At 58.5% G+C, this 14786-nt stretch carries 9 protein-coding genes; 5 read left to right on the top strand and 4 right to left on the bottom strand.

Annotated features, from left to right (window positions below):
- Positions 1 to 167: 167 nt before the first annotated feature.
- From H4N61_RS04170 to cysQ, 5 genes are all read left to right on the top strand, one after another.
- The gene (locus tag H4N61_RS04170; RefSeq protein ID WP_182395097.1) at positions 168 to 4805 is read left to right on the top strand and encodes an NAD-glutamate dehydrogenase; all 4638 of its coding nucleotides are present in this window, start codon (positions 168 to 170) and stop codon (positions 4803 to 4805) included.
- A 108-nt stretch (positions 4806 to 4913) separates the two neighbouring features.
- Positions 4914 to 5861 (top strand): class 1 fructose-bisphosphatase, encoded by a 948-nt coding sequence (locus tag H4N61_RS04165; protein WP_169194722.1) that lies wholly within the window; start codon positions 4914 to 4916, stop codon positions 5859 to 5861.
- A 78-nt stretch (positions 5862 to 5939) separates the two neighbouring features.
- On the top strand, positions 5940 to 7199 hold the full coding sequence (locus tag H4N61_RS04160) for an AGE family epimerase/isomerase (protein ID WP_248305917.1): 1260 nt from the start codon (positions 5940 to 5942) through the stop codon (positions 7197 to 7199).
- 73 nt (positions 7200 to 7272) lie between these two features.
- Positions 7273 to 8055 (top strand): SDR family NAD(P)-dependent oxidoreductase, encoded by a 783-nt coding sequence (locus tag H4N61_RS04155; protein ID WP_169194720.1) that lies wholly within the window; start codon positions 7273 to 7275, stop codon positions 8053 to 8055.
- 91 nt (positions 8056 to 8146) lie between these two features.
- The gene (gene cysQ, locus H4N61_RS04150) at positions 8147 to 8980 is read left to right on the top strand and encodes a 3'(2'),5'-bisphosphate nucleotidase CysQ (protein ID WP_182395095.1); all 834 of its coding nucleotides are present in this window, start codon (positions 8147 to 8149) and stop codon (positions 8978 to 8980) included.
- 74 nt (positions 8981 to 9054) lie between these two features.
- On the opposite strand, the gene H4N61_RS04145 is transcribed toward cysQ, so the two are convergent.
- The 4 genes from H4N61_RS04145 to cimA form a co-directional block, all read right to left on the bottom strand.
- Entirely contained in the window at positions 9055 to 10950 is a 1896-nt protein-coding gene (locus H4N61_RS04145) for an ABC transporter ATP-binding protein/permease (RefSeq protein WP_182395093.1), read from the bottom strand.
- Positions 10950 to 11306 (bottom strand): metalloregulator ArsR/SmtB family transcription factor, encoded by a 357-nt coding sequence (locus H4N61_RS04140; protein WP_169194717.1) that lies wholly within the window; start codon positions 11304 to 11306, stop codon positions 10950 to 10952. The genes H4N61_RS04145 and H4N61_RS04140 overlap by 1 nt, the downstream gene beginning before the upstream one ends.
- Positions 11307 to 11378: 72 nt before the next feature.
- Positions 11379 to 12977, bottom strand: a complete 1599-nt coding sequence (locus H4N61_RS18335; protein WP_199368520.1) for a LysM peptidoglycan-binding domain-containing protein — start codon at positions 12975 to 12977, stop codon at positions 11379 to 11381.
- A 196-nt stretch (positions 12978 to 13173) separates the two neighbouring features.
- Positions 13174 to 14778, bottom strand: coding sequence for a citramalate synthase (gene cimA, locus H4N61_RS04130; RefSeq protein ID WP_169194716.1), 1605 nt, complete (start codon positions 14776 to 14778; stop codon positions 13174 to 13176).
- Between the last annotated feature and the right edge of the window lie 8 nt (positions 14779 to 14786).

Genomic DNA, 14786 nt, shown 5'->3' with positions numbered 1-14786 from the left:
ACAAGCGTTTAACAATTCGTTCTCAGGCCGAATTGAGAAACAGTTTGCCCCAATGTGACATTCTGATGAAACAAGTGCCGTAGCATAATGGGCGTTTGAAACAGACGATGGAGACATATCGCCCGTTTCCGGCCTACTCTTGGCACGCGAGTCAGGGAGCAAGCGGCATGAATGACGAAGTCATTTCACGGATTTTAGAAACATCTCAGCAGTTTAATTCAGACGACAGCGGTGAAAATGACTTCCTCAAATCAGCACTTAAGACGATAGACGCTAGCGATCTTGAGCGCGCCGACAGCGCTGTATTGCTGGCAGACCTGCGGAACACTTACCAGCGTCTCCAAGAGATCGACACCACCAAGCTGAAATTGTGGGTCACCCCACCAGCAGGCGCGGGTGCGCCCCTGGTGCTCGATATTATCTCCCCAGACATGCCCTATATCGTCGACAGCGTGTTGGCGGCAGTGCGCAGCGGCGGCGGGAATGTCCGCCTGTTTGCCCATCCTATTGTCCGCCCGCAAAGCGCGGCCGAGCGGCAAGTGAGCGTTTTACATATCCAGGCTGATCCGGTGGCCGATCAATCTGCATTGATCGAAGAGATCGCGCAAACCCTGCGCGATGTGCATAGCGCAGTGACCGACCTATCGCCGATGTTGTCTGCGGTGCGTGCTGCAACGCAGGCCATACCTGAGACAATGGCAGGGGCCGCTGAGGCAAAGGCGTTTGTCGAGTGGCTGACGCATTACAATTTCATTTTTGTGGGCGTGAAGGACTTCCGCCTTGTGGGCGATGAGTTGATCGAGGCCGATGGCCCTGGTCTTGGCCTTTTCCACGAGCCTAATTTTAAGGTGGTGCGCAGCGGGGCAGACTATGTCCACTCGACGCCGGAGCTGGTTGGCTTTGCAAAAAGCGACGAGCCTATCCTTGTGACGAAAGCCAATTTGCGCAGCCGCATCCATCGGCGTGCGCATCTCGATTACATCGGCATCAAGCGCTATGGGCCGAGCGGCGAGCCAATCGGGGAGCTGCGCGTCGTCGGGCTCTATACTGCGCAAGCGCAATCGGCGGCGCATACGGACGTCCCTATTATCCGGCAAAAAATCGCCGAGGTTATGCAGCGCTCAGCGATTGATCCGCTGGCTCACGCGGGGCGCATGCTGCTCAGCGCGCTCAATAGCTATCCACGCGATGAATTGTTTCAGGTTTCAACCGAGCAACTCACCGAGTTCGCGGAAGCTATTGCCGCGCTCTACGATCGGCCAAGGGTGCGCGTGTTACCACGGGTGGATCGGTTTGATAATTTCGTGTCGATCTTGGTCTATGTGCCCCGCGATCTCTATGACGGCGATTTGCGATCACAGATCACGCAATTCCTAGCGCAGGAATACGACGGACGCGTCTCTGCATTTTATCCGCATTTCCTCGAAAACGAGCTCGTCAGGCTGCATGTGATTATCGGGCGCAATGGTGGCCCGACGCCGCGCCCCGAGAGACAGCGTTTGGAACACGCTATCGAGGCGCTGACGCATAATTTCGGCGATCGTCTGGCCGACGCTGCGAGTGACCCGGCGCATATCAGCGATTGGCGTAATGCGTTCACTACCGCCTATCAGAGCCGCACGAGCGTGGAGGATGCGCTTGAGGATATCGGCGTGTTTAACCAGCTTGGCGAGGACATAGCGGTCCGGCTGCGGACACGGGCCGAGAGCGATGGTTCGCTGGGGTTGAAGTTCTACAAAAAGGGTCAGCCTATCCCGCTGAGCGACCGTGTGCCGATGCTGGAGCACTTTGGCTTCCGCGTGATTGATGAGCGCAGCTACACCATCACCCCCCGCGACGGCGAAGTGCGATACTTGCACGATATGCTGCTGGAAGTGGGAGACGATGCGCGCTCGGACATTGCGCAGGTGGCGCGGGACATCGAAGCGGGGATTTTAGCTGTCTGGCACAAGGATGCTGAAAGCGACCAACTCAATACGCTGATCACCACCACTCCCCTCACCTGGTCGCAAGTGGCGCTGCTGCGCGCCTTTTCGCGCTATTTGCGACAAGTCGGAACGCCGTTCTCACAGCGCTACATCGCGCAGGTACTGGTGACCCAGAAAGAAGCCGCCTGTGCCTTGATCGACCTGTTTGCGGCGCTTCACGATCCATCGCAGAACGATCCGACGCGCGCTGCTGAGGATGCACGAAGCCGTTTGTCGATCCTGCGCGGCCAGACAAGTTCGCTCGACGAAGACACGATCCTCGCGCGGTTCCAAAACCTTATGGAAGCGTCGCTGCGCACCAATGCCTATCAGGTGGACCGCCCGGCGCTGGCGATCAAGTTTGAGAGCGCCAAGATTGAGGGACTGGCTGAACCGAAACCCTATCGCGAAATCTCAGTGTATTCGCCGCGCGTTGAGGGCATTCACATGCGGTTTGGCGCGATTGCGCGCGGCGGCCTCCGCTGGTCGGATCGTCCTGAGGACTATCGGACTGAAGTGCTAGGTCTAGTCAAAGCCCAGCAGGTCAAGAATGCGGTGATTGTACCCGTCGGGGCCAAGGGCGGCTTTGTGCCTAAACATCTGACGGCGGGGATGGCGCGCGAAGATTTCCTGAAAGAGGGAACCGAGAGCTACAAGATCTTCATCGGCTCGCTGCTGGATGTGACCGACAATCTAATCGAGGGCGAAGTGGTGCCACCGCAAAGCCTAGTGCGGCGCGATGGTGATGATCCCTATCTCGTGGTTGCAGCGGATAAGGGGACAGCCAGCTTTTCGGACTTGGCCAACTCTATCGCGATATCGCGTGGCTTCTGGCTCGGCGATGCTTTCGCCTCTGGCGGCTCGGCCGGCTACGACCACAAGAAGATGGCGATTACAGCGCGCGGCGGTTGGGAAGCGGTGAAACGTCACTTCCGCGAAATGGGGCATGACACGCAGTCTGAGCCCTTCATCGTGGCTGGTGTTGGCGACATGAGTGGGGACGTTTTTGGCAATGGCATGCTGCTGAGCGAGCACATTCGCTTGGTCGCCGCTTTTGACCACCGTGACATTTTCCTCGACCCAAACCCAAACGAAGTCACGAGCTTTGCCGAGCGCAAGCGGCTCTTTGCCCTGCCCCGCTCCAGTTGGCAGGACTACGACAAGGGCCTCATTTCGGATGGCGGTGGCGTTTATTCACGCGCGGCTAAAACGATCCCTCTGAGCCCGGCGATGCAGGAGCGGCTTGGACTGCTCAAGACCGAAGCGACGCCTGCCGAAGTTATGCGCGCGATCCTGCGGGCGCCGGTGGACCTGCTTTGGTTCGGCGGCATTGGCACCTACATCAAGGCGGCCAGTGAAGATGACGCGCAGGTCGGGGACCGCGCCAATGATGGTATTCGCGTTGCGGCCGAAACGGTCCGAGCCAAGGTGGTTGGCGAAGGGGCGAACCTAGGCGTGACGCAATTGGGCCGCATTGCTTTTGCGATGGGTGGCGGGCGGATCAACACCGACGCTATCGACAATTCCGCTGGCGTGAACTCGTCTGACCTTGAGGTGAATATCAAGATCGCGTTGTCGCCCGTTGTTGCACAAGGCGCGTTGGACGCGGAAAGTCGGGTGCAATTTCTCGCCAGCATGACCGATGAGGTCGCGCAGCTGTGTCTCGACAATAATTATCGGCAGACGCTGGCGCTGACCCAATCGGAGCAAGCAGGGATTGGCGAACTTGCGGCCCACCGCGGTCTCATTGCGTTTCTTGAAGCGGAGGGGCGGCTCAACCGCCCTGTTGAGTTCTTGCCCAGCGACGAAGCGCTCGATGCGCGGGCGCGCGACGGCAAAGGGCTGACGCGGCCAGAACTGGCGGTGCTTTTGGCCTATGCCAAGCTGTCGCTGTTCGATCATTTGATTGACGGCCCTGCCCCAGACCATGCTTACCTCGCCAAAGAACTAAACCGTTATTTCCCGACCGCGCTCAATGAGCGGTTTGGCGAAGCGGTGGAAAATCATCAGCTGAAGCGTGAAGTTGTGGCGACGGTTCTCGCCAATGAGATGATCAACTTCGGCGGCCCAAGTTTTGTTTCAGACTTGAGTGCTGCGACCAGTGCCACTGCAGCTGACGCCGCATTGGCCTATATTGCCGTCCGCGACAGTTTTGGCTTGGAGGCTTTGATCGCGGCAATCGACGGGCTTGATGGTCGTGTGTCGAGCGCGGTGCAGCTCACCCTTTATGATCAGATCCGCGATTTGTTGCGGCGCGAAACACTCTGGTTCATCCGTAACACGGAGCTGTCGGGTGATTTTGCGTCAATCGTCGAAACCTATCGCCAAGGCGTCGAAACGCTTCTTGCTGAGGGGCACCTTTTGACCAGCAGCCAGCGCGACGACCTCAACGCGCGAGTATCGGCATTGACGCAGAATGGGGTGCCCTCAGAGCTGGCCCAGCGGATAGCGGAGCTGCCGATTATGGCCCACGCAACCGATATTGCGCTGGTGGCGAACCGCTCAAACACAAGCATCACGAAGGCGGCGAAGGCCTATTTCAGTGTCGCTGGGCAGTTTGAGCTTTTTGGCCTTATGGCCGAGGGCAAGGCGATTGAGTTGAGCGATCCGTTTGAGCGCATAGCTCTGGATCGGGCGCAGGCAAATCTGATGCGGGCGCTGCGCGATCTGACCACAGATGCACTCGCTGCTGGTTCGTTTGAAACGCTGCTCGCGCTGCGCGGTGACAGTATATCGAAGGCGAGCCAAGCAATTTCTCGCCTCCGCGAGAGCGCGCTGAGTGTTTCAAAGCTCAGCGTCGCTGCGGGGCTACTCGCTGACCTCGCTCAAGAAGCGTAACGGCAAGCTGACAAACGGGATGGGGTCGACTAGGGCCTCATCCCAAAGTCGCGCTTGTATGCCAGGCCGCATTCCCCAATGTCGGTTTCAGCAAATCGAGGACACCCTATGACGACTCTCGCGCAATGGCTCGCCCTAGAAACACCTGACACAGCATTGGCGAGCGTAATCGCCTCCATGGCTTCAGCCGGAGCGGACATCGCCGCGACTTTGCGGATGGCGCCGATTACCGGAGATACCGGACTGGCAGGGGCGACCAATGTGCAGGGCGAAGCGCAGAAGGCGCTCGACATTATCTCCAATGACATCGTGCTGGCGCATCTTCGGGACAATCCCAAGGTGTCGCTGCTCGTTTCTGAGGAAATGGATGATGCCGTGGAGCTGTCTGTTGATGCACCGTTTATCGTCGCGACAGACCCCCTTGATGGTTCATCTAACCTCGACGTGAACGTTACCGTTGGGACGATCTTTTCCGTCCTTCCGACGCTCGGCGGTCCACTCCAGAAGGGCACAGCGCAGGTCGCTGCAGGCTATATTGCCTATGGCCACGCTACCACGATGGTATTGCGCATCAAGGGCAGAACCTCTGGCTTTGCGCTCGACACTTCGGGCGAATGGATCGAGATTATTGCCGAGGCAAAGATCCCCGACGCCACAGGTGAATTTGCCATCAATACGGCGCGAGAGCGCTTTTGGGATGCGGCAACCGCCGGCTATGTGCGCGAGAGCATTGCTGGGGAAACTGGCCCCGCCGGCAAGCGCTACAATATGCGTTGGGTCGGTTCGATGGTGGCGGACATGCATCGCATTCTCATGCGTGGCGGCATTTTCCTTTACCCACTCGACAGTGAAACAGTGAGCAAGGGCGGCCGTTTGCGGCTGCTCTATGAAGCAAACCCCATGGCATGGCTGGCGGAAGGCGCTGGCGGACGCGCCTCGACCGGCACCCAATCGCTTTTGAGCGTCCAGCCGACAAGCATTCACCAGCGTATTCCGGTTATTCTGGGCTCCGCCGAGGAAGTGCGCCGCGTTGAGGCTTGGTACGCTAAAAGCTAATCGCGCTTCCATACATCAAGCAAATTGCATCGACTCTGGGGCTTGGATAGAACCATGCAAGCCCCGGAGGAGATTGCATTGACAGACGCACCTATTCACCTGCCCAAAACCAATGCTGGCGCTTGGCAGGACCGCCCGTTTCATCGTCAGTATCTGACGGCTCAGGCCAATCAGCTTTTTGATTTCTTTGAGGCGACATCGGTCAATCCCAAGGGTGGGTTCTTTGAGCTCAACGATGACGGCACGCCCGTTCAGCCCGACAATGCTACCCGTCAAATCCATGTCACCTGCCGCATGATCCACTGCGCGGTGATTGGAAGCCTGCTGGGCCGCCCTGGGTCCGCCGCGATCGTTGACCACGGCATGAACTATCTCTGGAACAAGCATCGCGACACCAAGAATGGGGGCTATGTCTGGTCGCTCAATGACGACGGCTATCAAGACGACACCAAGCAGGCCTATGGCCATGCGTTTGTGCTGTTGGCCGGGGCAAGCGCGAAGCTCGTTGGACACCCACTCGCCGATCAGGTGATCGCGGATGTCACCGAGGTGATCAACACCAAGTTCTGGGACGAGAGCATTGGTGCCGTGCGCGAAGAGTTCGGCAATGATTGGTCTGAAATCACCGCCTATCGCGGGCAGAACTCAAACATGCACCTGACAGAAGCGCTCATGGCAGCGTTTGAGGCGACAGGTGATGCGGAGTATCTCAATAAGGCGCAGCGCATTGCCGAGTTGATTATCCGCAAGAACGCAACCGCGCTTGATCATCGCGTTGCCGAACATTTCCACGCCGATTGGTCGCTCGACAAGGAATTCAAAGGCTCGGAGATGTTCCGCCCTTCGGGCACGACGCCGGGCCATGCGCTTGAGTGGTCGCGCTTGCTCTATCAGCTCTACACTCTCGGCGAGAAGAAACACGCGTGGATGACGGATGCGGCACGCGGACTGTTCCAGCAGGCCGTCACACTGGGCTGGGACAAGGCCCACGGCGGGTTCTTCTATACGCTGGACTGGGACAACCAGCCCATCATGCGCGAAAAGCTGTGGTGGCCGGTGGCGGAGGCCATTGGGGCAGCGGCGTTCATTGGCGCTCATGACAGCGACGACTATTTCCAGCACTGGTATCGCCAGCTCTGGGACTTTGCCGACGCCCATCTGATCGATCATGCGCGCGGCGGCTGGTTGAGCGAGCTTAAGGAAGACCTGACGCCAACCTCGCGCCTGTTCGTGGGCAAGCCCGATATTTATCACGCGCTGCAAGCCTGCCTGATCCCGCTTTATCCGGCAACTGGCAGCCTAAGCCAGGCCATTATCGAGGCCGATCACGGCCACTAAGGGCAAAACGGGCTAAGTCTGACAACCAAATAGCTTTCTCCTGCGTTGGGCGACTAATGCAGGAGATTTTTTTATGGGTCAGCTAACGGGGAAAACAGCGCTTGTGACAGGCGCTGGTTCGGGGATCGGGAAAGCCGCTGCGTTGGCGCTTGCCGCAGCGGGCGCGCGCGTTGTGGTGCTCAGTCGTACTGCAAAGGAAATCGACGCGACGGCCGCCGAAATAGAAGCACAGGGCGGCAAAGCGCTGAGCATCGCGGCCGATACCACTGATGATGGAGCTATGAAGGCTGCTGTTGCACAAACCGTGAAAGCCTTCGGTGGGATCGACATCGTTGTGGCCAATGCCGGGATCAATGGCGTGTGGGCACCCATTGATGATCTCAAGCCTGACGAGTGGGACGAGACCATTTCGGTGAACCTCAAGGGCACTTATCTCACCCTCCACTACGCTGTGCCTCACATGCGCAAAACGGGCGGCTCGATCGTCATCATATCGTCGATCAATGGCACGCGGACATTTACCTCCGCAGGCGCGTCTGCCTATTCGGTGACAAAGGCTGGGCAACTTGCTCTTGCCCAGCAATTGGCTTTGGAACTGGGCAAAGACAAAATCCGCGTCAACGCGATATGTCCGGGGGCAATTGAAAGCGAGATTGACGACAATACCGATCAGCGCGAGGCCGATATCGCTGGCGTGCGCGCCATGTTTCCAGATGGAGACATCCCTATGACCGACGGCAAGCCAGGCAAGGCTGGAGAGGTCGCTGAGCTTGTGGTTTTCCTCGCCTCGGATGCGTCAAAGCACATTACCGGGTCGCCGATCTGGATCGACGGGGGGCAGAGTTTGCTGCGTTAGCAGCGAACGAAACAAAACCATACCCTTGGCGCGAATTGTCAGCGCGCAAGGCACGGAGTAAGCGTGACAGATCGCAATATGCTGGTCTGCCATGCTTCCCCTCTCGACTGATCCCATCACCGCGCTTGCTATCCGCGCGTCCATCGACGCCGCTAAGGTGATCTGCGAAGTTTACCATCGGCCTATCGCTGTGGTCAGCAAGAGCGATGGATCGCCCGTGACAGAGGCGGATGGTGCAGCTGAAGCGGTCATTTTGGAGCACCTCAACACAACGGGCATTCCCGTTCTCGCTGAGGAAAGCGCAGCGGCAGGCTACATTCCCGAGCTGGGTGAGAAGTTCTTCGTCGTGGACCCGCTCGACGGGACGAAGGAATTCATCAAGCGCAATGGCGAGTTCACGGTCAATATTGCGCTGGTAGAGGGCGTGAGACCCGTCATGGGCGTCGTCCTCGCGCCCGTCAGCGGAGAGCTGTTCGTTGGCGACAGAAATGGCGCTTGGAGCGCTGTGGTTGTCGATGACGAAGTCACCAATATCGTGCCGTTGCAAGTGCAGTCCTCCGACATCATGCGTGTGGTGGCCAGTCGCTCGCATGGGCATGTGGCCTTGGAAAAGCTTTGCGAACACTTCGCTATCGAAGAAGATGTGTCGGTGGGCTCGTCGCTCAAGTTCTGTCTTTTGGCTCGCGGCGATGCGCAACTTTATCCGCGTTTCACGCCGACCAATGAGTGGGATACAGCGGCAGGCCAAGCGGTTCTGGAAGCCGCTGGCGGCGTCGTTCTGACCCTCGACGGACTCCCCCTCGCCTATAAAAAGGCAGAGAGCAATTACCTCAATCCGTTCTTTGTCGCGGCCAATAGCGAAGAGCTGGCACAGCGCGCGGCACTGAAAATGGTCACTACGTTGAAGGAGCTCGAGCCGAGTTAGTCGGCTCAGCACAAAAGAAACGGGGCCATAAGCAAGCTTACGGCCCCGTTGGGTACATTGGCGTTAGACGATGACTACTGCCAGGCAGGTGTACCGCGGGTGACGAAACCGTCGGGATCGTCCTTGGTCTGCGCCAGCTTTTCTTCAGCTTCGGTCGCTTCGCGCTGGCGGCTCCACATCTGTGCGTAGAGGCCATCCTGAGCCAGAAGCGACGTGTGGTTGCCGCGTTCAGCCACGAGACCATCACGCAACACCAGAATCTCGTCAGCGTTGACGACCGTCGAAAGACGGTGGGCGATGACGACAGTGGTCCGGTTGCGCGAAACTTCGTCCAGCGCCTGCTGAATGTCGCGTTCGGTTTTGGTGTCGAGGGCAGATGTGGCCTCGTCAAGGATCAGGATCGAGGGCGATTTGAGGATCGTGCGCGCGATCGCAACACGTTGCTTTTCACCACCCGACAGCTTTAGGCCACGCTCGCCAACGGGGGTTTCATACCCCTTGGGAAGACGGGTGATGAAATCGCCGACTTGCGCCATGCGCGCCGCTTCCTTGACCTCCTCAGTGGAGGCTCCCGGACGACCATATTGAATGTTGTAGCCGATGGTGTCGTTGAACAGCACGGTATCCTGCGGAACCATGCCGATGGCCGAGCGCAGGCTCTCCTGCGTGACATCACGGAGGTCTTGACCGTCAATGGTGATGCGGCCGCCGGTGACATCATAGAAGCGGAACAGAAGACGCGAGATGGTCGACTTGCCCGCGCCAGTTGGCCCAACGATAGCGACCGTTTTACCTGCCGGTACTTCGAAGCTTACGCCCTTTAGGATGGCGCGGTCAGGATCGTAGTGGAAGGTAACGTCTTCAAAGCGAATAACCGGCCCTGTGACGGTCAGCGGCTTGGCCGTCGGCTTGTCCTGAATTTCAGGGTCCTGATCCAAGAGCTTGAACATTTCTTCGATATCGGTGAGGCCCTGACGGAGCTCGCGATAAACAAAGCCAATGAAGTTCAACGGACGGTAGATCTGCATCAGGAAGGTGTTGAGCAAAACGAAATCGCCGAGGGTGAGCGTGCCGTCCATGACGCCACGGATCGACATGATCGAGATGATCAGGAAGCCGCTATAGAAGATCAGCGCCTGACCGAAGTTCAGGAAGCCCAGCGAGGTCCAGATGCGAACCGCAGAGCGCTCATAGCGCGCCATGGCTTTATCGAAGCGCGCCGCTTCCATCTTCTCATTGGCGAAGTACTTCACCGTTTCAAAATTGAGAAGGCTGTCGATCGCCTTGCCATTGGCATCGGTGTCGCTGTCGTTCATGTCGCGACGGATCGCGATACGCCAGTTCGACGCCTTGATGGTGAAATAGAGATAGGCCCAGATCATCACCACCAGCACGCCAAGGTAGCTGATGCCGAAGAGCCAGACGAAAATCACGCCAACAATGATGAACTCAACAATCGTCGGGGCGATGTTGAGCATGGCGAAACGCACAACGGCTTCGATTCCCTTGGTGCCACGCTCGATAACACGGGAAAGACCACCGGTACGGCGCTGCAGATGGAACCGCAGCGACAGCTTGTGCATGTGGTGGAAGGTCTGTAGCGCCAGCTTGCGCACAGCATTCTGGCCGACGCTGGCAAACAGAACGTCACGCAACTGCTGGAAACCAGCATCAATGACGTTGCCGAGCACATAGGCGATCACCAGGGCGATCGGCACGGCCAGACCCAAGATCAGCTGCTTGTCGGGCTGCGCGCCATCGAGACTGTCGATGACACCCTTGTAGGCGAATGGGATGAGTGTGGTGGCGACCTTGCTGAGCAAAAGTGCGCCAATAGCGAGCATAACCCGTGTTTTCAGATCAGGGCGATCTGCAGGCCACATGTAGGGCCACAGGTTCTTGACCGTAGAAAATACGGAACCTTCGTCCGCGTTAACGGACGGCTTCTTTTCGGCAGTGGGAGGCACCATTAGGCTGGTTCCGCTTCCTTGGTTGCGGTTAGAGGCAAGAGCCCCTGCAGAAGTCCGCCAAAAGCTGAGTTTAGCTCAGCCAAAGTGTCATGGCGGATGCAATAGCGATTGCGCGTGCCGTGTGGTCGACGCTCGATCAGTCCAACATCCAGCAGCACTTTAATGTGCTGGGACACCGTGGACTGGGCCAGAGTGAGGCTGTCGGTTACGTCGCCGCAGCAACACTCGCCTTGTTGTTGGGAGGCCATAATACGCAAAATCTCTAGGCGCACAGGGTGGCCTAGGGCTCGCATCATGTTGGCAATATCGTCGTCGCGCATGGGGCTTTGCTTGATCGGTGAATTGCGATGGAACATGGCCCTTTGTGTCCGTAATTGCAATAGGCGTAAAAACGGCGCCCGCAGGCGCCGTTTCGTTTTCCTATAAGATTAGTTGGCCGCTTCAGGCAGGCTGAAGACCTGACCGGGATAAATGCGGTCCGGATCGCGGATCTGGCCAGTATTAGCCTCGTAGATCGTGGTGTACTTCAAGCCTTCACCATAAACGCGACGTGCGATGGTCCAGAGATTATCACCACGGCGAATGATCGCCTTGCCCGAGGCAAAACGCTGCGCGTTCGGATCACCCAGAGAAACTGCGACCATGGTTGGTACTGCAGCTTCTGGAGCCGCTGCAGGCGCCTCAGCGACCGCAACTGGCTGTTCAACAGCTGAGGATTCAACTGGCTGTGCTGGTGTCGCTGGCGTTGCTGGTTCGGCCGTGGCCGCAGGTGCTTGAGCAGGCGCAGGTGTTGGCTCTGGAGCTGTTGCGGCAGCAGGCGCTTCCGCCACGACGGTTTCCGGTTCGACTGGCACGTCGAGGACGAAGTCCACTTCAGCGCGGCTGATGACCTCGGAGGTTCCAGCCTTGAGCATATCAATGCGGACGCGCTGGTTGCCAGGTTTTAGCACCGACTCGCCTTCAATCAGCCAGCGCCCATCTGCGATGGTGGTGTCAGCGATGAAGCCATCGTCGACATAGAGGCGGATGGTGGCATCGTTGGTGCCCGCACCAGCAAAGAAGCTGCGCGTGCCTTCGAGTTCGATTGCGTCAATTGTTGGCGGAATGACAGCAGCGACGACGGCAGGAGCAGGAACGGCCTCCGTTGGCGCGGGAGCCTCAACAGTTTCTGGCGCGACCGGTGCGGCAGGTTCTGCAACAACATTCTCGGTCGATGGCGTTGCGGGCTCTACGGGCACAGCAGCCGGTTCCGGCGTTGCAACTGGCTCTTGCGCAACGACAGGCTCTGAAGTTGTTGCAGAAGGTTCAGTTGGCGCAGGTTCGGCATCAGAAACGGCTACCGGTGCGTCTGCAACGTCAACAGACGGTTCTGCCGTTTCGGTGGCTGAAGGTGCTGCTTCGCTTGGCGCAGCAGGCGCTTCGGGTGCAGCAACGGCCGCTGTGGGGGCCATAGCCACCTCGACGGCTGTATCATCGGTTGCGTCAGCGTCGGCTGCGCCGGCAGCGGCGTTGGACGCGACCAAGCCCTGCAACACTTCGCTGATTTTTCCAGGCGCGCTGGCAACGACGAGTGGCTGCGTGGTCTTGTCTTCGTTGATGACAACGATGAAGGCCTGATCTGTCGAGCTTGGCTCGCCGTTCTGGCCCAGCGTGATTTCAAGGCCGCCTGTCGCGAGCGGCTGCTCAGGAACGAAGACCCAGTCGCCGCTCGGCTCAACTTCGGTTTCACCCAGAAGGTCGCCATTAGCAAAGAGCTGAATGTCAGCGCCCGGCTGACCGCTACCCGCGATAACAACAGAACCATCGGGCTCTGCACGCAGCAGGGAGAAGGTGGCAGCTACAACGCCGTCAACGTCGATTGCCGGTGCGGCTTCGGCAGGCGGGGTAACGTCGAGCACTGGCTCGCTCGAAACCGCTTCCGGTGTTGCTTCAGCCACAACTGGCGCAACCTGCTCAGCAGGCGCTTCAGCAGGAACTTCAGCGACAACAGGCGCAGGCTGAGCGGGCACAAGCCCGGCATCGGCCATTTTGCCGTGCAGGCACTGGCCCAAGCCTGCAGGGCTATTGAAGCAGCTAACAAACGACGGGCCAACGAGCACGCCGAGGATGACAAGAAGTGTGACCGCCGCCGCTCCGATCGTCAGAGCAAGTGGTCTTTTCGGAGCAGTGTCGGCCAGTTTGCCCTCCCGGAGAATAGTTAAGCCCGATAGTCATTATGAGGCTTTAGACTGTTTGCGACTGATGCGCTTCAGTTTTCAGCAGCTTGAATGTGATCGATTCATACAGAGCTTCAAAGCTTGCATCAATGATATTGGCGGAGACACCGATTGTAGACCAGCGCTCGCCAGTGCCGTCGCGGCTTTCGACCAGTACACGAGTGACCGCGCTCGTGCCGCCGTCGAGGATACGCACCTTAAAATCAGCGAGTTCGAGGTCTTCGATCCGCGAAGAATAAATGCCGAGGTCCTTACGCAGAGCCACGTCCAGCGCATTAACAGGGCCGTTGCCCTCGGCCACGGACATCAAGCGCTCGCCACCAACGACAATCTTCACCACCGCCTCGGTGACCACTTCATCCCCCTGAGCATTGGGACGGCGTTCGACCATGGCGCGGTAATGCTCAACTTGGAAGTATTCGGGCAGCGTGCCGAGGATGCGGCGCGCAAGAATAGCAAAGGACGCATCGGCCCCGTCGTAAGAATAACCGCGCGCTTCTCGCTCTTTAACTTCAGCCAGGAGCTTTTCGAGGCGTGGATCGTCCTTTTCGAGGACGATGTTATGGCGCGCGAGGGCGGTGAGCAGGTTCGATTTACCGGCCTGTTGCGACACCATGATGGCGCGCTCATTGCCAATGCTTTCGGGCGGCACGTGCTCATAGGTCGAAAAATCTTTGAGCAGTGCCGAGGCGTGGATACCGGCCTTCGTGGCGAATGCAGCCTTGCCTACATAAGGCGCTTGAGGCGCAGGGGCGCGATTGAGGCGATCATCAAAGGCGCGGGAAATATGGGTGAGACGCTCAAGCTGGTCGGCCGTGACGCCGGTTTCAAAACGCTCAGCATAGAATGGCTTCAGAACCAGCGTCGGAATGAGCGTGATGAGATTGGTGTTGCCACAGCGCTCACCAAGACCGTTGAGTGTGCCCTGAACCTGACGCACGCCGGTTTCAATCGCGGCAAGAGCGTTCGCCACCGCTTGGCCCGTGTCATCGTGCGGGTGAATGCCGAGACGGTCGCCGGGAGCGATTTCCAGCACCTTGCCAATGATCTGGCGGATTTCGGAAGGCATGGTGCCACCATTGGTGTCGCACAGCACGACCCAACGCGCGCCAGCGGCTAGGGCAGTCTTGACGCAGTCGAGGGCATAGGTTGGATTGGCTTTAAAGCCGTCGAAGAAGTGTTCGAGATCGACGAGCACTTCCTTGCCCGCTGCTGCAGCGGTGCGGACCGTATCGGTGATGCCTTCCAAATGCTCGTCAGTGGTCGAGCTGAGGGCGAGTTCGACCTGATAGTCCCATGCCTTGGCGACAAAACACGTTGCGTCGGCAGCGGACTGCACAATCGCGGTGACGCCGGGATCGTTGGAGGCAGAGCGCCCTGCCCGCTTGGTCATACCGAAGGCGGTGAATTTGGCGCTCTTCGTGCGACGTTTCTCAAAGAACTCGGTGTCGATGGGGTTGGCACCGGGATAGCCGCCCTCGATGTAGTCGACGCCAAGCTGTTCGAGCAGCTTGGTAATAGCAATCTTGTCTTCCAGCGAGAATTCAATGCCAGCCGTTTGCGCGCCGTCGCGCAGCGTGGTGTCAAAGAGATAGAGGCGTTCGCGAGACATGATTGAGC

Source organism: Devosia sp. MC521 (genome assembly GCF_014127105.1).
Classification (GTDB): domain Bacteria; phylum Pseudomonadota; class Alphaproteobacteria; order Rhizobiales; family Devosiaceae; genus Devosia.
The sequence above is the reverse complement of the archived record's forward strand: the minus strand, read 5'-3'. Positions and strand labels throughout refer to the sequence as shown.

Bases quoted from the DNA above. Each gene is read 5' to 3' on its own strand.
- H4N61_RS04170 (WP_182395097.1), top strand. From the start codon at position 168: ATGAATGACGAAGTCATTTCACGGATTTTAGAAACATCTCAGCAGTTT.
- H4N61_RS04165 (WP_169194722.1), top strand. From the start codon at position 4,914: ATGACGACTCTCGCGCAATGGCTCGCCCTAGAAACACCTGACACAGCA.
- H4N61_RS04155 (WP_169194720.1), top strand. From the start codon at position 7,273: ATGGGTCAGCTAACGGGGAAAACAGCGCTTGTGACAGGCGCTGGTTCG.
- cysQ (WP_182395095.1), top strand. From the start codon at position 8,147: ATGCTTCCCCTCTCGACTGATCCCATCACCGCGCTTGCTATCCGCGCG.
- H4N61_RS04145 (WP_182395093.1), bottom strand. From the start codon at position 10,950: ATGGTGCCTCCCACTGCCGAAAAGAAGCCGTCCGTTAACGCGGACGAA.
- H4N61_RS04140 (WP_169194717.1), bottom strand. From the start codon at position 11,306: ATGTTCCATCGCAATTCACCGATCAAGCAAAGCCCCATGCGCGACGAC.
- H4N61_RS18335 (WP_199368520.1), bottom strand. From the start codon at position 12,977: ATGGCCGATGCCGGGCTTGTGCCCGCTCAGCCTGCGCCTGTTGTCGCT.
- cimA (WP_169194716.1), bottom strand. From the start codon at position 14,778: ATGTCTCGCGAACGCCTCTATCTCTTTGACACCACGCTGCGCGACGGC.